Origin of the sequence: Anaplasma marginale str. Florida (assembly GCF_000215485.1) — a bacterium.
GTDB lineage: Bacteria > Pseudomonadota > Alphaproteobacteria > Rickettsiales > Anaplasmataceae > Anaplasma > Anaplasma marginale.
Genome location: NZ_AFMS01000060.1, coordinates 1 through 20,416, shown reverse-complemented (window position 1 = coordinate 20,416; position 20,416 = coordinate 1). Strand labels below are relative to the sequence as shown.

At 50.3% G+C, this 20,416-nt stretch carries 15 protein-coding genes and 1 pseudogene; 9 read left to right on the top strand and 7 right to left on the bottom strand.

What is annotated here, in order from left to right; genetic code table 11:
- Window positions 1–251: 251 nt before the first annotated feature.
- Together purN and GAC_RS01815 are read right to left on the bottom strand one after the other, a co-directional pair.
- Window positions 252–896 carry a phosphoribosylglycinamide formyltransferase gene (gene purN / locus GAC_RS01820; RefSeq protein ID WP_012659060.1) on the bottom strand — a complete coding sequence of 215 codons (645 nt, stop codon included), beginning with the start codon at window positions 894–896 and terminating at the stop codon, window positions 252–254.
- A gap of 15 nt (window positions 897–911) precedes the next feature.
- Window positions 912–2,408, bottom strand: a complete 1,497-nt coding sequence (locus GAC_RS01815) for a leucyl aminopeptidase (RefSeq protein WP_029209734.1) — start codon at window positions 2,406–2,408, stop codon at window positions 912–914.
- Window positions 2,409–3,095: 687 nt separating this feature from the next.
- On the opposite strand from GAC_RS01815, the gene GAC_RS01805 reads away from it, so the two are divergent.
- The 3 genes from GAC_RS01805 to GAC_RS01795 all read left to right on the top strand — a co-directional run bounded on the left by GAC_RS01805 (window position 3,096) and on the right by GAC_RS01795 (window position 6,819).
- Window positions 3,096–3,830, top strand: a complete 735-nt coding sequence (locus GAC_RS01805; protein WP_044051816.1) for a protocatechuate 3,4-dioxygenase — start codon at window positions 3,096–3,098, stop codon at window positions 3,828–3,830.
- Between the two features lie 104 nt (window positions 3,831–3,934).
- Window positions 3,935–4,927: a hypothetical protein gene (locus GAC_RS01800; RefSeq protein WP_011114512.1), complete on the top strand. Its 993-nt coding sequence runs from the start codon at window positions 3,935–3,937 to the stop codon at window positions 4,925–4,927.
- Between the two features lie 242 nt (window positions 4,928–5,169).
- Window positions 5,170–6,819, top strand: coding sequence for a hypothetical protein (locus GAC_RS01795; protein WP_010268195.1), 1,650 nt, complete (start codon window positions 5,170–5,172; stop codon window positions 6,817–6,819).
- A gap of 110 nt (window positions 6,820–6,929) precedes the next feature.
- Here GAC_RS01795 and clpB read toward each other — a convergent pair whose 3' ends face one another.
- Entirely contained in the window at window positions 6,930–9,548 is a 2,619-nt protein-coding gene (clpB, locus tag GAC_RS01790) for an ATP-dependent chaperone ClpB (RefSeq protein ID WP_011114510.1), read from the bottom strand.
- A gap of 221 nt (window positions 9,549–9,769) precedes the next feature.
- Between clpB and GAC_RS01785 the strand changes: the two genes are divergently transcribed.
- A complete protein-coding gene (locus tag GAC_RS01785) occupies window positions 9,770–10,501 on the top strand; it encodes an SDR family NAD(P)-dependent oxidoreductase (protein ID WP_010268191.1) in 732 nt (243 codons plus the stop codon).
- A gap of 614 nt (window positions 10,502–11,115) precedes the next feature.
- On the opposite strand, the pseudogene groL reads toward GAC_RS01785, so the two are convergent.
- A pseudogene (groL, locus tag GAC_RS01780) lies at window positions 11,116–12,764 on the bottom strand (chaperonin GroEL).
- Window positions 12,765–12,811: 47 nt separating this feature from the next.
- Complete coding sequence (locus GAC_RS01775; protein ID WP_010265645.1) at window positions 12,812–13,096, bottom strand: co-chaperone GroES; 285 nt, start codon at window positions 13,094–13,096, stop codon at window positions 12,812–12,814.
- A gap of 221 nt (window positions 13,097–13,317) precedes the next feature.
- Between GAC_RS01775 and radC the strand changes: the two genes are divergently transcribed.
- The 3 genes from radC to glmM all read left to right on the top strand — a co-directional run bounded on the left by radC (window position 13,318) and on the right by glmM (window position 16,140).
- Complete coding sequence (radC, locus tag GAC_RS01770) at window positions 13,318–14,010, top strand: RadC family protein (RefSeq protein ID WP_010268187.1); 693 nt, start codon at window positions 13,318–13,320, stop codon at window positions 14,008–14,010.
- A gap of 90 nt (window positions 14,011–14,100) precedes the next feature.
- On the top strand, window positions 14,101–14,745 hold the full coding sequence (lipB, locus tag GAC_RS01765) for a lipoyl(octanoyl) transferase LipB (protein WP_010265630.1): 645 nt from the start codon (window positions 14,101–14,103) through the stop codon (window positions 14,743–14,745).
- A gap of 36 nt (window positions 14,746–14,781) precedes the next feature.
- Window positions 14,782–16,140: a phosphoglucosamine mutase gene (gene glmM, locus GAC_RS01760; protein ID WP_010268183.1), complete on the top strand. Its 1,359-nt coding sequence runs from the start codon at window positions 14,782–14,784 to the stop codon at window positions 16,138–16,140.
- Window positions 16,141–16,270: 130 nt separating this feature from the next.
- Here glmM and GAC_RS01755 read toward each other — a convergent pair whose 3' ends face one another.
- Together GAC_RS01755 and GAC_RS01750 are read right to left on the bottom strand one after the other, a co-directional pair.
- Window positions 16,271–17,611, bottom strand: a complete 1,341-nt coding sequence (locus tag GAC_RS01755) for a dihydroorotase (RefSeq protein WP_035062455.1) — start codon at window positions 17,609–17,611, stop codon at window positions 16,271–16,273.
- Between the two features lie 24 nt (window positions 17,612–17,635).
- Complete coding sequence (locus tag GAC_RS01750; RefSeq protein ID WP_010268175.1) at window positions 17,636–18,286, bottom strand: phosphopantothenoylcysteine decarboxylase domain-containing protein; 651 nt, start codon at window positions 18,284–18,286, stop codon at window positions 17,636–17,638.
- A 169-nt stretch (window positions 18,287–18,455) separates the two neighbouring features.
- On the opposite strand from GAC_RS01750, the gene fumC reads away from it, so the two are divergent.
- Window positions 18,456–19,844 carry a class II fumarate hydratase gene (gene fumC, locus GAC_RS01745; protein ID WP_010268172.1) on the top strand — a complete coding sequence of 463 codons (1,389 nt, stop codon included), beginning with the start codon at window positions 18,456–18,458 and terminating at the stop codon, window positions 19,842–19,844.
- A 164-nt stretch (window positions 19,845–20,008) separates the two neighbouring features.
- Window positions 20,009–20,401, top strand: a complete 393-nt coding sequence (locus GAC_RS01740; protein ID WP_010265607.1) for a hypothetical protein — start codon at window positions 20,009–20,011, stop codon at window positions 20,399–20,401.
- Window positions 20,402–20,416 lie beyond the last annotated feature (15 nt).

Sequence of the window (20,416 nt, the reverse complement as noted above, 5' to 3'; positions counted from 1 at the left end):
AAAGATGCAGGTTTCCTCAGTGCCGCCGAGAACCTGCTCCAGGCTATTACTACTGATCCCCGAAATTGGGAGCCTGTCGCACCCAAGACTGTCGCGCAACCGTCAAGAGCAAGATAGGGGGGTAAATTATCCCGGCACTGTGCGCAATAATGTTGTGTAGTGCTGCATGTTGTACAGTGGCATGGCCATACATTGCGGCCACAGCAGCTGGCCTCTTGTATGCTCTATGGCCTGGAGGATGGTGACCGGAACTATGAAACGCTGGTGGGGAAGAGAAATAGCCTACTGCCGTCATTTGCCTTGACCACATCATCACTGTCTAGGCTTATTTTGCCCAGGGATATAAGCCGTACTGCCTCAGGGTAGCACACGTGCTCCGCAGCCAGTATTCTGTCCGCGAGGCTTTCTACACTGTCGTTGTTCATGACCGGAACTGCGGCCTGCATTATTATCGGCCCGGCGTCCAGCTCTGGATAAACGTAATGCACAGTACATCCAGCGACTTTAACCCCAGCTCTCAAGGCCTGTTCTTGCGCCCGCATACCTTTGAAAGATGGCAGCAGCGATGGGTGAATATTGATCATCTTGCGATGCCATTTTTGAACGAACCCTCCCTCTAGTATGCTCATAAAACCTGCCAAGCATACCAAATCTACTTTGTGATCCGTCAAAATTTGATCAATTCGCTCAACATCTAAAGGCTTTCTCTCGACAACGAATGAACGTAACCCATAGTCATTCGCGATGGAGAGCCCCGCGGCTTTGGGGTTGTTTGATATTACGCACTCCACAACTGCGGGGAACGTGTTATCCAAACACGCTTGAGCTATTGCTGCCATATTCGACCCCCTACCGGAGATCAGCACACCAAGTCTAAGACGGTCTACAGCTGCCACGACGGCTCACCCGCCTCACTTTTCGTAATACTTCGACACAAACCTGTTGAGCAGCATTACACCGAACCCGGTCGCCCCCTTGGCGGACACAGCAGACCCGTCGTCATCCCAAGCAACGCCAGCAATGTCCAGATGTGCCCAGGGTACGCCATTTACGAAGCGCTGCAGGAATTGTGCGGCGGTTATGCTGTCAGCCCCATGCCCTTTGGTGGAAATATTTTGCACATCTGCCACCGGGGAATCTATCATCTTGTCATAAGCATCCCCCATGGGCATGCGCCAAAGCTTCTCATTAACTTCCTCGCCGGCCTTCGCAAGCTGCTCAGCCAGGGAGTCGCTGTTGGAAAAGAGGCCCGCGTATTGGTTTTCTCCCAGCGCAACAGTTATGGCTCCAGTCAAAGTTGCGAGGTCGACAATGAATTTTGGAGAAAATACTTTTTGTGTGTACCACAGGGCGTCAGCCAGAACCAGCCTCCCTTCCGCGTCTGTATTTAAGACCTCTATGGTCTGTCCGGACATGGAAGTGACAATGTCACCAGGACGCTGTGCGTTCCCACCGACAGCATTCTCAACCAGACCCACCACGCCAACTGCGTTCACCTTTGCTTTTCTCGCAGCCAAAGTCCTCATCAACCCGACAACAACCGCGGAGCCGCCCATGTCATACTTCATGCTCCACATACCCTTAGCAGGTTTGAGCGAGATGCCCCCTGTGTCAAAGGTTACGCCTTTGCCTACGAACGCTAGTGGGGCTCCACCACCAGGTGCCCCCGTGTATTTCATCACGACCAATTTTGATTCTTTAGTGCTGCCCTGGCCAACCCCCAGAAGGGCCATCATGCCCTTTTCCTCCATACGCTTCTCGTCGAGCACTTCTACCTCAACCCCGAGAGGGGCCAGCTCCTTCTGGATTCGCACTGAATATTCTTCCGGGTACAGAACGTTTGAGGGCTCCGATACGAGTGAACGCACGAAAAATACGGACTCTCCCTCCGCTTTCTTGAGTGCGTCGAAAGATTTTTTTGCAGACTCTGCATCCCCAGCAACCAACATGCTGATCTCCTGGACTGTAGAGGCATTGTCGGACTTTTTGCTGTGGAAATATTGGTCAAACTTGAAACTACGCAGGAACGCCCCGTAGGCCACTCTGAGCTCTGAACCACCGGGCGCGACTACTGTAGCGCTTTTTGCCTTGATTTTCTCAAGACTAGAATAGACTGCCCCGCCTAACTCCATAGCCTTGCTTTCCGTTATGGTGTCAGACTCCTTACCCAGGCCCACTACCAGCACCACCCCGCCATCATGAGTCAGAACTATAGGCATGGTGTCAGCGAACTTCCCGGAGAACATGGCCATGTCTTTGATTCTCAATACCGTCTTTCTCTCTTCAGGACGCAGAATCCCACCATCTTCAAGTACGTTGCTACCTTCAAAAACCCCCACAACAAGCACTGCGGTTTTTAGCAAGGTAGAAACACCGGAAGCAAGACCAAGAAACGAAACACTAACCATACGAGCCCCAAACCAAACAAGCACGAGCGCGCGGATTCTAGCACCATTTGCACGGTACTTCAAGAAGTAGATGGTGTATCTACCAACGATGCGAGTACCATAGCACATTTGGCATAAAGCCTAATGCAATGGGGCTGTGAGGTGCGATCTGGCGACTATATATGTATATTGGTTTGTCTGCAGCCGGGAATGTTGAGATCACACGAGAATTTTTGTTATGTATATTGGTTTGTCTGCAGCCGGGAATGTTGAGATCACACGAGAATTTTTGTGAGGTGTTTTGTGCAGAAAGCTTAGCTGCAATCTGTGCCATGCAAATCAGCTCGGTGCGAAAGCCGCGTGAGTGTAGCCAGCCAACAGCACTGCCGATAGTTAGGCGTTTTCGTCCACTGGTTTGCGCCACTCCAGAAACTTGCTGTGATGCTGTGTGGAGTGTATGATTCTGGCGGAGCATATGTGCATTGCCGGCGGGTTTCACGCTGTTGGGATGTGTAGAGAGTTGTTTTTCTTGCGTTAAGCGGTGCTGCGCGGTAATACAGGGTAATCTCTAGTGTTGTGCGTTGCGCGGCGTCGGCTCGGGATGGGTGGTAGCAACACCTGTGATCATTGGGTTTCTTGCGCGGAGTAGGCACGTGCGGTGGGGTTATCGTGCTCTGCTGGGGTTGTTGGTGTGCTATGGGGTTGGTTATGAGAGAGGTGAGGAAGTTGAATAAGTGGTTCGGCGGTGTTTTTGCTGGGTTGGCTGCGTTGTTGGTATGCTTCTCACGTGGAGCTGGTGCGGTTGATCCAGTGATCGTGAATTGTGTAGAAACTCCGGAAATTCACGATGTGAGCGAAATGCCCAATGTTTTTAACCTCTCGAACAATTTGGCGCGCAAGCCGGGGAGCCCAGTGGTTGCCGATGGGGAATTGGTGTACATCGTGGGTAGGGTGACGGATTCAAAATGCCATCCCTTGAGCAACGTCAGCGTGTTCATGTGGCAAGCAGACTCCCGCGGCGTATATAACTCGGGCAGGGTTGCAAGCTCTGGTGAGGCAGCTGGGAGTTCGGGCAAACCTGGCGAGGTGAAGTACGATGAGCACTTTAACGGCTCTGGCAAGGCAACCACAGACAATCTGGGTAACTTTGGCTTTGTTACAATCATGCCAGGTCGGCATATGGGTAGGTCCCCGCGTCTCCACTTCCTGTTAAAGCACCAAGATTTTCCCGAGCTTCAGACCGAGATGTTTTTTGAGGGGCTTGGTGGCTCTGAGGATCCGGGTTTCAGTAGGATTCCCGCATCTATGAGGAAGCTGCTTACTGCACGGCTGGTTGACGAAGGCGGTGAAACCGGGGTTAAGGTGTATGAGTTTAATATGACTTTTGCTGAAAACTTTGGTCCTGCTCAACAAAATGGTAACGATATTAATGCGGCCCCATAACGGCTGTGGAAGGCTCTAAGCTGACCGCGATGTTTGCGCATGATTGATTCGCGATGCGGTTTCGTTGTACACTGGTAGGTGTGTATTCCTAGGGTAATACGTCCGTGAAAGCGTATACAGACGGCTACGACTTAGCCGGAGTCATGGGCCGAGGAGCCAAAAAGGCGTGCGGGCCATTCGGGAAGCAACGTGGAAAGTTTGTGAGCCCGGGTGTGGTTCGCGGTAGCCAGCATGTTGGTGGCTATCCGTCGCTAGGTGTGCCCGTAGATGTTTTTGGTGGCCCGGGTGATGCCTGTGGTCGCGCGGCGCGCAAAATGGCGCCTAGCGTCTATCACAAGCCCAAGAAAAAGACTAAAGGCAAGTTTGCAACAGCTGGCTTCAAGGCGTTTTGCCTGTATGTTCGTGCTACCATGGCCCTTGTAGTTCTCATGACGGCGCCGGTACTGCTATTGTGCGCTCTGTCGAGACCTGTTGCAGGGGCGGAATACACATGGGCCAGAACCGTGCCATACAGCGCCATGAAAAGAGGTGGTAGGGTACGGTTAGGGTTGATGCACCGGATGCTCGGGCCCACAGTCAGGCAAATGTACGCTTATATGCACGTGTTGCTGTTTAACCTTGCGACATTTACCCTGCTTACTTATGCGCTATCGGGTCCGATAGTTGGTGAGCACTTCTCCTTTGGGAAGTCAGTGTTGTGGGCCTTGGCGCCGACTGCAATTATGTTCGCCATCAGCATTGTGTATCACTACGCATCGTGGTACATGAAGCTCAAAGACTCCCTTCCTGCGAGGCGCGCCTTCAGCCTGATATGGCGCGGTGTTGCCAGCGCTCATGATAGGGCTGATGATTCCGCGTTTAACCTGATGTTCAGGGAGCAAATCCGGGATGCCATGAGCATGTCTTCCCTTGCTAGGTGCGATAGGCAGTTGTTGATGGGTATTCCAACCGCCTTGTTTGCTTTGGGGTGCTACGTATACGACAGGCAGAGTGGAGAGGAAGATCTGGCGTTGAACTTCAGAGAAGCTGCTGCAGGTTCCAAGATATGCGGACTGTCTGTGGACACGAAGACCAAATGGGGTCTGTTTAGAGACTAACAGCAAGGCGCTTGCCTGGAGGTTTGTAGAATCCCGGGGCGTGTTCCGCGCGCGCACACAAAAAATATGCTGGATGGGCCGGTGCTTGCTGCCGGGCAATACGTGCTCTGGTTGTTTGCGTTGGTTCTGTATGGTACCATACTGCAGGGTGCCACCTGAGTGCGTGGGGGTCTAATGAATGCCCGTTCCAGAATGGGCAGAGGCGCTCTTTTTGGTTTTACTGAAAATGTGTGCCTCAGTCTATGGAAGAGGGTGTCGCGTACGCTAGCGGACCGCAAATAAGTACTTCGTCCGAGGACGTGTTGAGCCGTACTTGCAACACTATTCCGGATGACGAGGCTAGGGTGTACGATGTGCGGAGCAGGATATACACGGCGTATATGCTGTGTAGCTCCGTGCTGTGTGTGGTGCCTATAATCCCGTATTACATCTCTAAAGAGCTATACAGAAGAGGCAGGATGGTGGGGGCAGCTGTCAGCATGGAGCTGTTTCTATGCCTGCGTTCTGTGCTGGCCATTGAGCTCATATTTGCAAAGGTCCTGCTGATTGCATTCAAAAAATATCCCACCCTGCTGAATGGGTTTTTCATACCTCATCTAGACCTGGCTGTGCTATTTTTGGCCTCCATGTGCACTATTCCTTTGTCTATAATCTCGATGACATGGCGATACTATTGTGTGTATGAAATGGTTAAAAATACACAGTGCGGTGTATGTCACGCGCTTCTAGAACAGAGCTACCTGCGAGATATCGTGTACGGCATGCCGGCGCTTGTTAGCTATAGCGGCTGCAGCGGCCCATTTTTCGCTCATGAGAATGTTCAACGCAAAAAGATCTATGACGGCTATGTTGCGTATGAGGTCTACCTATACTGCACGTCATATTTGTTATTGCTTCCTGCGTGCATGGCCCTGCTATGCAATTACTTTTATCACAAACGAAGAAAGACCGCGATGTCAGTAGTGCGGGCGCTAAGTGCGTTGTCTCACGTTTTGCTGGTCAATATTTTTCTCGTCGCCACAATTGCATATATTGCCTTTTTACAGGTTGGGAGCCCACCATTAATGGGGCTTCGTGGTGATCCAATAAGCATTGCTGCACTTGTGGGAATATTGTCATCCGTTGCAATATTAATGGGAGCGACGGCATTTTGCTGCTACTTGGTTCGCAAGGGGGCGTGCTCTCTTGATCTTGAAGTGCCCGACAATATAGCCCGTTCCGTACTCAAGTTTGGCATACTAACCACGGCGGTTTGCAACATCTGCGAACTGTTTGTGATTAGGGAAGAATTCAGAGATAGCAAAACCGCATACCTGGGGAGCAAATTTGCTTACGAAATTTTCTTCCGCGTGATTACCTCCGTGCTTATGCTTCCCGCATGCCTCGCCCAACTGTCTAGTGAGCTATACGCTGCGGGCAAGAGAAAAGCCTCAGCTATTGCTGACAGGGTGTGTTTATTTTCAGAGATATTGCTCACCAATATCCTAGTTCTTGGTGCCCTGTTTACGGGGGTGTTACACATACCATGCCTCAATAGCGTGGTGAAAAATCCCACGTACGTTGGGTTCCTCGCCGCTCTTGTGGTCTCTAGTGCAATTCTTGTGATAGCGGTGGTGTGTGACGCGCTGTACATCACAAGGAAGTCGGGAGAAGGGGGCATTGGATGGGAAAATGCCGTGCTGTATGATGCGCGCATAGAAAGCAGCCTAGCCAACTTTGGGTTGCTCAACCTTATGGCCCGAGGTACGATAAGCTTGGTTTTGTTTATTCTAGGTAAGGCCGAAAGTAGAGAAACCGACCCTCGGATTGCACACGCGAATTATGATATCAGAATCGGCAGCGCGGCGTCCATACATGATTGTGTGGGTGCCGGCGTTCTACATGGTCGCTAAGTGAAAAGCGGTAGATAACGCCCGTACTACCCGAATCTCAGCTGCAGTGCCGTTTGTATATACCTGTCAGCGCCTGTAACAATACAAAAGTGCCGCCACCTATGTGTAAACTACGGGCTGTAACTGTTTGCTCCGGATTCTGCGCGCGTGGTGGGCGTTTCCTTCCGCCGTATCGCTAGGGCCCCATCCAACACAAATCCCTCTAAGCTATCCCCAGCGCTTACTTTGCCGGAGAGCAGCAACTCTGCCAGCTGGTCTTGTATATTGTGTTGTATGAGACGCTTGAGAGGGCGTGCTCCGTAGGTTACATCATAACCGCGCTCTGCTATCCAGGATTTCGCCTCTGGCAGAAGAGTTATGGTGAGGCCCTTGTCACTAATTATTTTCTGCAGGTAGGACATCTGAACGTCGACTATGCGCCCTATATGTTCTTTGGCTAGCCTGTTGAATATGATGATATCATCAAGCCTATTCAAAAACTCTGGGCGGAAATGCATGTTTAGCACCTCAAGCACCTTCTGGCGCGTGACTTCTGCGCTTTCGCCTGTGGCACCATTTACCAGAATTTCCTGTCCAATGTTTGATGTTAACACCAATATTGTATTTTTGAAGTCTACCAACTTGCCCTTGCTGTCTGTTAGTCTGCCCTCATCAAGGACTTGCAGCAATATGTTAAAGATGTCTGGGTGCGCCTTCTCTATCTCGTCAAACAACACCACCTGATACGGCCTTCGCCTTACCGCTTCTGTCAGCATTCCACCCTGCTCATACCCCACATATCCTGGTGGCGCGCCTATCAGCTTTGCGACCGAATGCTTTTCCATGAACTCAGACATGTCAAACCGCAGCAATGCAGACCTGGAGTCAAACAAAAACTCGCTTAGCGCCTTGGTGAGCTCGGTCTTCCCGACACCTGTTGGGCCTAGGAATAAAAATGACCCCATGGGTTTCTGCGCATCTTGCACTCCCGCTCTAGATCTTCTAACCGCGTTACTCACCGCCCTGACCGCGCTTTCCTGTCCTATAACGCTTTTACCTATTTCTGCCTCCATATTGAGCAGCTTTTCTTTTTCGCTATTCATCACGTTTTCTACGGGAATGCCGGTCCACCGTGAAACTATTGCCGCAATGTCGTTTACTCCTATTTCCTTCCTCAGCATAGTGCCAGCTACTTCTTCATGCTGTTTCAATTCCTGCTCTAGCGATGGTATTACTCCATACATTAGCTCCCCAGCCCGAGATAGGTTGCCAGACCTTTGGGCCTGTTCGAGCTCGATACGCGCCCCGTCGAGCTTCTCAGTCAGCTCCTGCATTTTTGAGATTTTGATCTTTTCAGCCTGCCACTTGCTGTTCAAATCTGCAGCTTCTGAACTCAGCTCATTGAGCTCCGCATTAATAACCGCAAGACGCTGCTGAGACGCCTCGTTTTTTTCGTTTTTCAAAACTTCTGACTCTATCTTGAGTTGCATTATCCTTCGGTCTATGCTGTCTATAATTTCGGGTTTACTGTCTATTTCAATTCTTGCGCGGCTCGCGGCCTCATCTATTAAATCTATGGCTTTGTCTGGCAGGAACCTGTCAGTAATGTAACGGTTAGACAGTGTTGCGGCAGCAACGATTGCGCTGTCGGTGATTCTTATACCATGATGGAGCTCATATTTCTCCTTTAGGCCCCTTAGTATGGAAATTGTATCACCAGTGGTTGGTTCTGCGACGAATACGGGCTGAAATCTTCGCGCGAGTGCGGGGTCTTTTTCTATATGTTCGCGATACTCATCCAGCGTGGTTGCGCCAATACAGCGTATTTCCCCTCTGGCAAGAACAGGCTTTAATATGTTAGATGCATCCATAGAACCGCCTGTTGCTCCCGCCCCTACTAGCATGTGCAACTCATCAATGAATAGTATGATTTTGCCGTTTGAGGCGACTATTTTTGTTATTACGGCCTTCAACCTCTCTTCAAACTCCCCTCTGTACTTCGTTCCGGCTATGAGTGAAGCTAAATCCAGGGCGAGCACTTTCGCGTCACGCAGCCACATAGGAACGTTGCCGGAAATCATAGCCTGAACTAGCCCCTCTACGATTGCGCTCTTCCCCACCCCGGGTTCTCCGATCAATGCTGGGTTGTTTTTAGTCCTGCGGGATAAGACTTGAATCAGCCGCCTAGTTTCGTCACTCCTGCCAATTACCGGATCCATCTTACCTTTTGCGGCCAGTTCGGTCAGATCTTGGGTATACTTTCTCAGTGCGTCAAATTGCTGTTCCGCGTTTTCGCTTTCGGCCCTCACTCCGTCGCGCATTCTTTCGATTAAGGCGTTAAGCTTCTGCGTTGTTACTCCCTCATTTAGCAGCATTCTTGACACGCTGCTTTCCACAACAACAAGAGCCTGCAGAAGCCGCTCTGCCGTTACGTACACATCTTGGTTGCGCTTTGCCAAACTCGCTGCTTCGTCTAAAATCTTTGCCATCTCTCTGGAGAGGCTTAAATGCCCGCTTCCTGAGCCACTTACTACCGGCAGCTTACTCAGCATGGTTGACAGAGCGCCAGTGATCTTGCTCACCTCGGCCCCACATGAGGATATTAAGTTGCCGACCATGTCATTTTCCTCTTCCAGCATTACATTTAGTAGATGCTCTGGAAGCAAAGACTGGTGCCCGGAGGATACCGCGAACATTTGCGCGTTCATTATGAAACCCTTTGCCTTTTCGGTGAACTTGTTTAGATCCATGATGGTTATATGCCTAACTTTTCTGCACATAGATATATGTCATGTTCCACTAAATTTGTATGGAGCTGCAGAAAAAAATGTGAAGGGGCCTATCGATGAAGAATTTTACCCCTGGCCACCGTGTTCGCGGCTGTATAAAGGTGCACTATATTTCTTGTCAAGTGCCTGAATAGGGCTTACCATCCCCACTCATACACTTGTAGGGGTTTTGAAGATTAGGTATGGCTGATCGCTTGCGGGGTAAGGTGGCGTTGATTACTGGTGCCTCGGGTGGAATTGGGGCAGCTGTAGCCAGAAGGCTTGCCAAGGAGGGTGCTAGGGTGGTTTTGGTTGCTCGGAACATGGGCAAGCTGAAAACGCTGTGTGATGAGATACAGGAGTCTGGTGGTGAGGCTATATTGGCTCCTATAGACATACAAGATTATGAGAGCGTGCATAGCTTGGCTCTCTCCGTGAAGAGCAAGTTTGGTTGCCTTGATATTTTAATCTCTGTGGCCGCGTCGCTCGGGGGTCTTGGCCCCGTGCAGGAATACGAACCTGCAGTTTGGAAGGAAGTGATGAATGTGAACCTCTTTGCAAACTGGTACCTCATCAAGCATTTTGACGCCCTTCTCAAGAGTGCCCCGGCTGGCAGGGCAGTGTTTGTGACGTCCGAAGCTGCGAGGTCACTACTTAATTACTCGTATTTTGCGCCGTATGCTGCAAGCAAAGTGGCCCTAGAGGCTATGGTCCAGGTGTATGCAGTGGAGACCAAGCATAGCAAACTATGCGTAAACATTGTGTACCCGTGCAGTATTGACAGCAACATTTACTCTCAGATCTTTTCCGCGCAGAAGCAATCCAAATTACTGGCACCTGATAGCGTCACAGACAAATTTGTGGAGTTGGCGTCCGAGGAGTGCTGCGTTACTGGCCAAATATACGAGCTGACCCAAAACATTGAGGAAGAATAACGCGCTCTCACGTCACCAACTCTGCTGTGCGAGTGTGGCATCGGAAGCAGAGGCGAATCATAAAACAACCGACTAGCTGACTTGCTGCCGGGCCAAGTTTTGTACGTACAGAGGTGCGAGGAGGTTACAAAAAGGGAGTTTTGTTGCATGAAGGGTGACGTACAAGTGGTGTCTTGAACGGAATAACCGCCAACGGCACTCCCGCGTAGCACCGGCTTCGTGCCAAGCATCATGTGCTCTTTAAGACAGGAGAAAATCGGAAAAGCCGTGCCACCACAACTCCACTGTATGCTGCAGAGAGTACAGAGACACCACGTTACACGTGACCGCTTTTATACACGGCTGCATTTTACAGTTCTTTTATGGTTACCAGCATGCACCAATCAAGCTCCGACTCATGGTGCTGACTGCACACCAGCCCGCATGCAGCATTATCGAGGATTTTCACACATGCAGCGCGCTCATGTGGCGAGCACGGCCACCACGGGCAGCCTGCATCAACACTGCTATCCCCCAGGCATTACCCCAGGGGAGACAGGGAAAGAGCGGCCCCCTAGGCGATGCACACGGCACGGCCATCCCGCTCTTCCCAAATATGTGCTTAAAAGGCTGGGTTAGAATCCGCCCATCCCTCCCATGCCTCCGGCTGCTCCGCCACCTGCTGTGTCCTCCTTGCTCGGGACGTCCACAACTACTGCATTCAAGGTCATGAATACAGCTGCGAGTGACACAGCCAAGTCAAACGCGATGCGCACTACCTTCAGAGGGTCCATAACCCCAGAAGCGAACGCGTTGGCGTAGTTCATGGTGTCAACATTGAAGATCAGCTCTTTGTCATTCTGCTTCATAAGGTGCTGGATAACACACGGAGCCTCTTCGGATCCGGAATTTTTGATGATCCTCTTTATTGGAGCACAAACAGCGCGCTTTATGATATTAATACCAAGTTGCTCATCATCATTTTCCCTTTGATGCCGTCCAGAGATGCAAGCGTGTATAGCAGGGCAGCTCCACCACCAGGTACCACGCCTTCCTCAACCGCAGCCCTAGTTGCGTGCAAAGCATCTTCAACCCTATCCTTACGCTCCTTGACTTCAACCTCACTAGAGCCACCAACCTTAAGTACGGCAACCCCACCTGAGAGCTTCGCCAGCCTCTCCTTCAGTTTTTCCTTGTCGTAGTCAGAAGAAGAAACTTCAATCTGAGACTTAATCTGGCTAATTCTGCTGGTAATGCTGTCAGCGTTGCTGTCGACGCTTCCTATGATTGTGGTTGTATCCTTAGTTATGCGCACAGTCTTAGCAGTACCGAGGTCATCCAGAGTGATGTCCTCAACCTTTACTGCGAGCTCGTCGTTTACCACGTATTTCGCACCGGCTATTACAGCAATATCGCCGAGCATGTCCTTCCTTCTGTCGCCGAAACCAGGTGCCTTGACAGCTGCAACCTGCAAGCCTCCGCGAAGCTTGTTGAGCACCAGTGTACTTAATGCTTCACCCTCTACGTCTTCCGCGATGATCAGCAATGGCCTTCCTGACCTAGCGACGTTTTCTAGTACTGGCAGTATGCTTTGTACTAGATTGATTTTCTTTTCAGTTAGGAATATGTACGGATTCTCGAACTCCACCAGCATCTTCTCAGCGTTGGTGACGAAGTAAGGGGAGAGATATCCGCGGTCAAACTGCATACCGTCAGTCCTTTCGACCTCAAGGTCCTTGAACCCCTTGCTTTCCTCAACCGTTATTACCCCGTCTTTGCCAACTTCCCTTACGCACTGTGCTATCTTGCCACCTATGTTTTTATCTCCGTTGGCAGATATAGTAGCAACCTGTGCAATCTCATCTTCAGACGCCACTTCACGCTTCATTGATAGCAAAGCTGTGAGAACAGCCTCCTTGGCCTTCAAGATCCCGTTTTTTATGCTTATGGTATCAGCGCCAGCGGCCTTGGCTCTGGACACTTCCTCAATAACTTTTGCAGTCAGTATGGAGCATGTGGTAGTCCCGTCACCAACCTTATCGTTACACTGAGACGCGCTCTGAGTAATTATGTTCGCGATAGCGACTGCCAAAGGTTCCTCGGGCTTTATGCTCTTCATGACTTTGTATCCATCCTTTGTGATCTCCGGGGACCCATAGGGCTTGCTAATAGCAACGGTAAGCCCCTTTGGGCCGGCAGTGCAACCAACAGCATCCTCCAGAATGCGCACCACCTCCCTTATGGACTTATCTAACGCCTCGCCCGTAACAACAACATTCGCCATTTGTAACCTCCTAAATCAAACTTAACAAACCAAACCTGCGTACCGGACTACGCCTCCTTAGCGATTATGTCGCTCTCTTTCATGACTATGAACTTCTTTCCTTCGAGCTCTACCTCGTTTCCGGCCCATTGACGATAGTAAACTACATCACCAGCCCTGACCGACATGGGTGTAACCTTGCCTTCGCTGTTCAAAGCACCGGGCCCTACAGACACGACCTTGCCCCTGGTCGGCTTTTTCTTAGCCGAATCTGGAAGCTGTATGGGAGAATTTCCTCCACTATCTTCCAAAGCCTCAACCAAAACATTATCATGCAACATAGCTAGATTCATAACTATCCTCCGAACATTTTTTGTGACTGATCGCGTCACGATAACTCTGGCGGTTATATAGGAGCCGAAAAATTGAATTTCAAGAGTGGTGGGACACGATTGGTAATTTTTTTTTTAGTTTTTACTAGCTTGAGGCGCTGTTGGCTTGCATGTTCTTTCACAATGCGTAGGATTTCCCCAAATGGTTTTAGTTTATTTCTTAACTAATTTGGAGCAATGAGATGCGAGACAGTTCAAAATGCGAGCAGCTCAAATTCGGGCACAGGGCGAGGCTCAGAGAAAGGCTGATATCTGGTGAAGGGGTCGGACTGCTCGACTATGAAATTCTGGAATTGATTTTATGCTCTGCTCGCAGTCGCGTGGACCTAAAACCTATTGCTAAGCAACTTATCGCGGAGTTTGGTACTCTTTCGAAGGTGATATACGCAGATGTGGCAAAGCTGAAGAGAGTGAAGGGAGTTGGTGAATCTTCAGTTGCCGCAATATTGTGTGTGCGAGAGGCGGTGATACGCACGCTAAAAGGCGAAATGAAATATGGCGTGGTAGTGAATGAGTGGCAGAAGTTATTGGATTATTTGCGAGTCAAAATAGGAAACTCAAGCGTGGAAAACCTGTGCGTTTTGTACCTCAATAAGAAATATCGCATAATCGCAGATGAAATACAAAATACTGGCACTATAGATGAGACTCCTTTATACGTGCGCGAGGTTGTAAAAAAGTCGCTTTTGCATGATGCCTCATACATCGTAGTGTCGCACAATCACCCAAGTGGTGATCCCAAGCCATCCAAGGCGGATATACACATTACCAATAGGTTGCAAGAGGCTTGCTGTAGCATGAACATAGTGCTGGTGGACCATGTGATTATTACACCAAAAAGGCACTATAGCTTCAAAACCAACGGCCTGTTATAAGCCTACCATTCGGGCGCATTTTCATAATGCCTACGGAGGGTTGACTTACACCATTTTGTGTTGTAGAGTCGCACCCCTCAACGTGGTGCTGTGAGTTTGCTTGGTTTCCCTGTGGAGTGGCGCGTTTCTGACGGAATGGTCGACTATAAAGCAGCTTTGGATTTTATGACCTCCAGAGTTGATGGTATTTTGGAGGGCAGAGAATCGGAGATGGTCTGGCTGTTGGAGCACCCTTCAGTATATACTGCTGGTGTCAGTGCGAAGGATGGAGAGTTGCTTTCTGAGAACAAGTTTCAAGTTGTACGCACCACCCGTGGCGGGAAATATTCATACCACGGCCCCGGGCAGCGGGTGGTTTATGTGATGTTGCATTTAGGGCGCAGGGACAAGCGTGACGTAAGATTATATGTACGTAACCTTGGGCTGTGGGTAGTTGGCACACTGGCGGAGTTTGGCATTGATAGCCATTTTGATGACGACAACACGGGTGTATGGGTGCAGTATAGTAGGCAAGCGAAGAAAATAGCCGCTTTTGGAATAGCAATCCGCCGTTGGGTGACTTACCATGGGTTTTCGGTGAACATTAGCACAGATCTTGGCTGCTACTCAGGCATCGTGCCCTGCGGCATAGCCGGTTCTCACGTCACGTCGCTTCAGGATTTGGGGGTTACCGTGCCCTTTGAAGAGTTCGATGCCGTGCTGCAGCAAAAGTTCGACACTATCTTCTTGCAATAGGTTTTATATGTACGCACTCAACTATATGGTGTTGTCGTGAATATTTTTGGTACAGACGGGGTTAGAGGTAGGGCTAATGTATACCCCATGGACCCAATAACCGTACTTAGGCTTGGGATGGCCATAGGGCTTGAAGCCAGAAAGGTTGGAACTCAAGTGGTTTTGGGCAAGGATACTAGAATTTCGGGATATATGGTAGAGTCCGCATTGGTTTCTGGGCTGGTTGCCATGGGCGTCAACGTGGGCCTATTGGGGCCAATGCCCACTGCGGCCATAGCTACGCTTGTCAGAAACCTACGTGCCAGCATGGGCGTTGTGATTTCCGCTTCACACAACTCGTATTTGGATAATGGAGTGAAGATATTCGACAGCGAGGGGATAAAAATACCCCTGGAGCTGGAAGAAGTGCTCGAATCTAACGTGCGTGCCGAGCTAAGCAGCGACCTTGCCCAAGTACGTGGTATGGGTAAGGTGTATAGGATAGCTGGTGCGGTTGGGAGATACATAGAGTTTGTGAAAGGCACATTTCCTAAAAGGCTGAAGCTGTCTGGCATGAAGATAGTGGTGGATTGCGCGAACGGCGCCGCATACCACATAGGTGGCGAAGTATTCTGGGAATTAGGGGCAGATGTGGTGGTTATTGGAAACAAGCCTGATGGGCTAAACATAAACCACAATTGTGGGTCTTTACATCCTGAGGGTATGGTACAAAAAGTATTGGAAGAGGGGGCAGATATTGGCATTGCCCTGGACGGAGACGCTGATCGCGTTGTTGTGTGTGATGAAAAGGGCAGACTCGTTGATGGAGATCAGGTAATAGCGTCAATCATGCGGCACTTGCGCGCGACCAAGTCTATTACCGACGCAGCGGTGACTACTATGTCGAGTAAGTCAATAGATAGCTATGCTAGAGAGCTGGGCGTGAGGCTGCACAGGTCGGAAGTGGGTGATCGTCACCTTGTGGACACAATGCGACAACACTCGTGTAGCGTTGGAGGAGAGAAGTCTGGACACATTATTTTGTGGGAGCATTCCACAACTAGCGACAGCCTGGTCGCCGCGCTGCAAATTTTGTCAATAATGCTTTTGGAGAATAAAAGCGCGAGTTCAATATTTGGTGATTTTGTTCCAATGCCTAGAGTGCATAGGGATATACCCTATAGTATGGAGTTTGATCACATAGCGCGGCTGATAGGGCCTACTTTGTCAGATGTAGAACAAGCGCTGGGGAGAGTAAATGGCAGGGTAATATTTAGAAGGTCTGGAACTGAGCGGCTTATAAGATGTGTGATCGAGGGAGAAGATCCCAAGTTGGTGGCATTGGTTGCGGACGAGCTTTCCATAAAACTGCGCGAGTTGGGCGTGGAAAACGGTGTTGAGCCAGAAATGCAGTAATGTGTGATATCCAAGCCGGCGGCCGCAACTCATTCAGGCACTCGGTAGTGCAACAGTGTTTGTACGCAAGCTGTGTAGCCACTCCTTTTTTGAAAATGGTGCCGAGAGCGATGCGATTGTGATATAGCGATCAGGAAGCCAGGTATACGGTTTTTCCGGCGACAACAGTCCGCAGCGCCTTACCTTTTACGGTCCTGCCGTGAAACGGCGAATTCTTAGACTTGCTAGCAAATTTGGTTGTGTCTACAGTCCACTCATGGTCCAAATCAACCAAAACCAAATCCGCCACCAGGCCCTTAGCTATTCTGCCTCTTGGGATTTTTACTATATCCGACGGCTTGTCAGTTAGCTTAGACAAAACCTCCAGCAGGCCCATTTTCCCGCTATGATACAACTCCAAAGAGAGTGGCAACATGGTCTCCAAGCCAACTACACCAAATGCACAACTGGAAATTGGTAGCGCTTTGTCCTGGCACGAGTGAGGCGCGTGGTCTGTTGCAATGCAGTCTATCGTGCCATCTACAAGCCCCTCGACCATGCACAGACGATCCTCCTCGGTTCTAAGTGGGGGGTTCATCTTGGCCATGGTCCCGTGCTCTCTGACTGCATCTTCGGTCAAAGCAAAATGGTGAGGAGTAACTTCGCACGTGACTGGCAGACCCTCATTTTTTGCGGAACGAATCAAATCGATAGCCTTTTTCGTGGACACGTGCAGCACGTGATACCGCGCGCCAGGGACCTCGCGCAGCAGCTCTATATCGCGACCCACCATGATGCTCTCAGAAAGGTCAGAAATCCCCTTCAGACCGAGTTCCTGTGAGACCTTCCCCTCGTTAATACACCCACCGTCAGAAAGGTGGCAGTCCTCCGCGTGTTGGGCAACTACAACACCCAGGGTGCTTGCGCATTCGAAGGCACGTTTCATGGATAGTGCATTCATCACGGGCGACCCGTCGTCTGTAAATCCCAGAGCGCCAGCTTCCTTCAGAGCGCGCATATCGCACAATGATCCGCACGGTTTTGTTATTGAGCCATAAAACTCTATGTTGACGCAAGAGCTTTCCAACGCCCTCATCTTCAGGTACTTTGCAACCATGACGCTGTCTATGTGCGGGGATGTATTAGGCTGACACACCACCGTAGTTACCCCACCAGCGGCCGCAGACCTACTTCCTGTATCGATAGTTTCTTTATGCTCGCCACCGGGCTCTCTGAGATGCACATGGATGTCTACTATTCCTGGCATCAAAACACGCCCGCCACAATCGATTACTTCGTTTGCGCTTGATTGAAAATCGTCAGCTTTGTGCTCACCAAAGCCAAAATGGGAAATTTCCCTCCCCCGAGTTACAACGTACCCAGGTGCGTCTGTGTTGGACCCGGGGTCAATAACCCGCGCGTTCACATATGCGATGACGTAATCCGGGCGCTGGCCGCCACCAAGCAACTCCCAAGATTGATTTGCATACATGTCCGCAACACCCACAACACCCACCTAGCTTATGTGTAATTCGTTAAAATAGTCAACAATATTTTTCGCAAGCAGATTGGCCACTTCCTGCTTTGTCATGACCGGATAGTGCTGCACAACATCCCTGGTTACAATGGATATTTTGTTGCGATCGCTACCCATGGTTTGCTCTTCCTCTGCCACGTATTGGTGGTTTGCAACTACCCAATCGCAGCCCTTGTAGGCCAATTTCTCTTTTGCTGATTCTATCAAATTTTCGGACTCTAGACAGAACCCAATCACGAGCTTGGGCCTCTTTTTTGATATGCTGATACACCTTACAATGTCCGGGCTGTGCATCAAGCTAACAGCATCAACGGAGCGCTTCTTGAGCTTGCTTGGATGTCTGTATGGCACCCAATCTGTAACCGCTGCCGTGCATATTGCAACATCCACGGGCAATAAGTCTAAGCAGGTTTCCAGCAGCTGTGCGGAAGTTTCAACCTGCAAAACCTCGTACAGGTTGTGATTAGGCGTTATACTGACGGGGCAGGATACCAGCTTAACGTCCCAACCCATCAGCCCCATACACTCTGCAATAGCGTATCCCTGCTTTCCGGAGGAGCCGCTGCTTATGTAGCGGACGGGATCTATATACTCTCTGGTAGACCCCGCTGTAATGAGCACACTGCGCACTGGCCACCTATTCCGACTAAACGTGTGGGAATAGTAACGTTACTGACCAAGTCTTGCAAAACATATGTAGATTTTAGTGAATTTACCTGGCACTCATGTTACAGAGTTGGTTGTAGACGAGGTTTGGAAGTCTGTTATAATGCGGCGTTGTTAGCTTCAGGAGTCTGTTATGGGGGTGAGGATTGAGTCTGACAGCATGGGTAACATTGAGGTGCCGGCTGAACGCTATTGGGGTGCACAAACACAGCGCTCCATGATGAATTTTGCAATTGGAGAGGAAAAAATGCCCCGGCCCTTGATATGGGCGTTGGGTGTGGTGAAGCTGGCGGCTGCCCGGGTAAACGCTAGAAAAGGAAGCATAGAAAAGTCTGTGGGAGAGGCAATTTGTGCTGCTGCGCAGGAAGTTATAGATGGCAAGATGGATGGGGAATTTCCCCTGGTGGTGTGGCAGACTGGTTCTGGCACCCAAACCAACATGAACGCCAACGAAGTAATAGCAAACCGGGCCATAGAGATACTGGGGGGGAAAGTTGGTAGCAAGTCTCCCGTACACCCGAATGACCATGTCAACCACTCTCAATCTTCAAATGATGTATTTCCCACTGCCATGCACATTGCTACCGTGGCCGAGGTAGAACGGCGCTTACTGCCCGCGCTGGAGGCACTTCGCGGCGCGTTGGAGGCGAAAGTTGTGGCATTTTCAGACATAGTAAAAACGGGTCGCACCCACCTCCAGGATGCAGTACCTCTCACGCTTGGTCAGGAGTTTTCGGGGTACGAATGCCAAGTGAGAAAGGGAATAGAAAGAGTCAAGTCCTCAATGGTGGATGTTTATCAGCTTGCACAGGGGGGTACAGGTGTTGGCACGGGTTTGAACACCAAGAAAGGCTTTGCTGAAGAGTTTGCAAAAGAGGTTGCGGGCATCACCGGTATGAAGTTTATAACCGCGGAGAACAAATTCGAGGCGCTTGCTACGCATGATGCCATGGTACAACTAAGCGGCGCGCTCAATACGCTTGCCGTCAGTTGCATGAAAATAGCGAATGACATCCGGCTGCTTGCATCTGGGCCCAGGTGCGGAATAGGGGAGATCATCCTTCCCGCGAATGAGCCTGGGTCGTCAATCATGCCGGGTAAGGTGAACCCGACGCAGTGCGAAGCACTCACCATGGTTTGCGCGCAGGTTATGGGGAATCACGTTGCAGTTTCTGTAGGGGGGTCCAACGGACACCTTGAGCTGAACGTATTCAAGCCTATGATTGCGTATAACGTTCTAAACTCTGTCCGATTGTTGGCAGATGCTTGTGAGAGCTTTGCGACAAAATGCGTAAGCGGCATAGAGGCCGATAAAGAACGTATAGCCGTCATGCTGGGGCAGTCTCTCATGCTGGTTACTGCGCTAAACAGGCATATAGGTTATGACAACGCCGCAAAGATCTCCAAGTTTGCGTTTGAGAATCGTGTGACGCTTAAGGATGCGGCTGCAAAATTGGGTTTAGTAGACGGGGCGGAGTTTGACGCGATAGTTGATCCCAGGAAGATGGTCTCTCCTGACTGAATATAGTGGCCTGTTTTATGGTGGTGGGGCGCGTGTGGCTGGCGTCTTAGCCCCAACAGGAGAAGCGCGGACCGCTGCGCGCTGGCTGATACCGCAAGTTTGTAATTGACCGCACCTTAGCTACGTGTTACCATCGGGGTCCTAGTTGTGTCAGTGGCGTTTTTATGTCTGGTGAAGACGAATATAAGGAAATTATTAGGCAATGCATAGGGAGCGTTAAGGAGGTCTTCGGCGAGGGCCGCTTCGATGACGTGGTTGCCTCCATAATGAAAATGCAGGAGAAGGTTCTAGCTTCAAGCATGAAAGACGGTGATCCCGTGGGTCAGATAGCTGCTGACGGTGTTGGTAACGAGCTATATGACCGCATAGCTGATCGTTTGGAAGAGCGCGTGTCTCAGAAGATTTCGGAAGATCTCAGGATTATTAAGAAGAGGCTTCTGAGGCTAGAGAGGGTAGTGCTGGGTGGCGGTTCTGTCTCTGGCGATGCTGCGGCGCATCAGGTTTCTGGCAACCAGCCGTCTCAGCAAAATTCTTCTGCCGCTGCTGAAGGTGGGTGATCGTCTCAGTTTTAT

What these genes read in the sequence shown, in the direction of transcription:
- GAC_RS01815 (WP_029209734.1), bottom strand. Translation starts at nt 2,408, where the DNA reads ATGGTTAGTGTTTCGTTTCTTGGTCTTGCTTCCGGTGTTTCTACCTTG.
- GAC_RS01805 (WP_044051816.1), top strand. Translation starts at nt 3,096, where the DNA reads ATGAGAGAGGTGAGGAAGTTGAATAAGTGGTTCGGCGGTGTTTTTGCT.
- GAC_RS01795 (WP_010268195.1), top strand. Translation starts at nt 5,170, where the DNA reads ATGGAAGAGGGTGTCGCGTACGCTAGCGGACCGCAAATAAGTACTTCG.
- clpB (WP_011114510.1), bottom strand. Translation starts at nt 9,548, where the DNA reads ATGGATCTAAACAAGTTCACCGAAAAGGCAAAGGGTTTCATAATGAAC.
- GAC_RS01785 (WP_010268191.1), top strand. Translation starts at nt 9,770, where the DNA reads ATGGCTGATCGCTTGCGGGGTAAGGTGGCGTTGATTACTGGTGCCTCG.
- GAC_RS01775 (WP_010265645.1), bottom strand. Translation starts at nt 13,096, where the DNA reads ATGAATCTAGCTATGTTGCATGATAATGTTTTGGTTGAGGCTTTGGAA.
- radC (WP_010268187.1), top strand. Translation starts at nt 13,318, where the DNA reads ATGCGAGACAGTTCAAAATGCGAGCAGCTCAAATTCGGGCACAGGGCG.
- GAC_RS01755 (WP_035062455.1), bottom strand. Translation starts at nt 17,611, where the DNA reads ATGTATGCAAATCAATCTTGGGAGTTGCTTGGTGGCGGCCAGCGCCCG.
- fumC (WP_010268172.1), top strand. Translation starts at nt 18,456, where the DNA reads ATGGGGGTGAGGATTGAGTCTGACAGCATGGGTAACATTGAGGTGCCG.
- GAC_RS01740 (WP_010265607.1), top strand. Translation starts at nt 20,009, where the DNA reads ATGTCTGGTGAAGACGAATATAAGGAAATTATTAGGCAATGCATAGGG.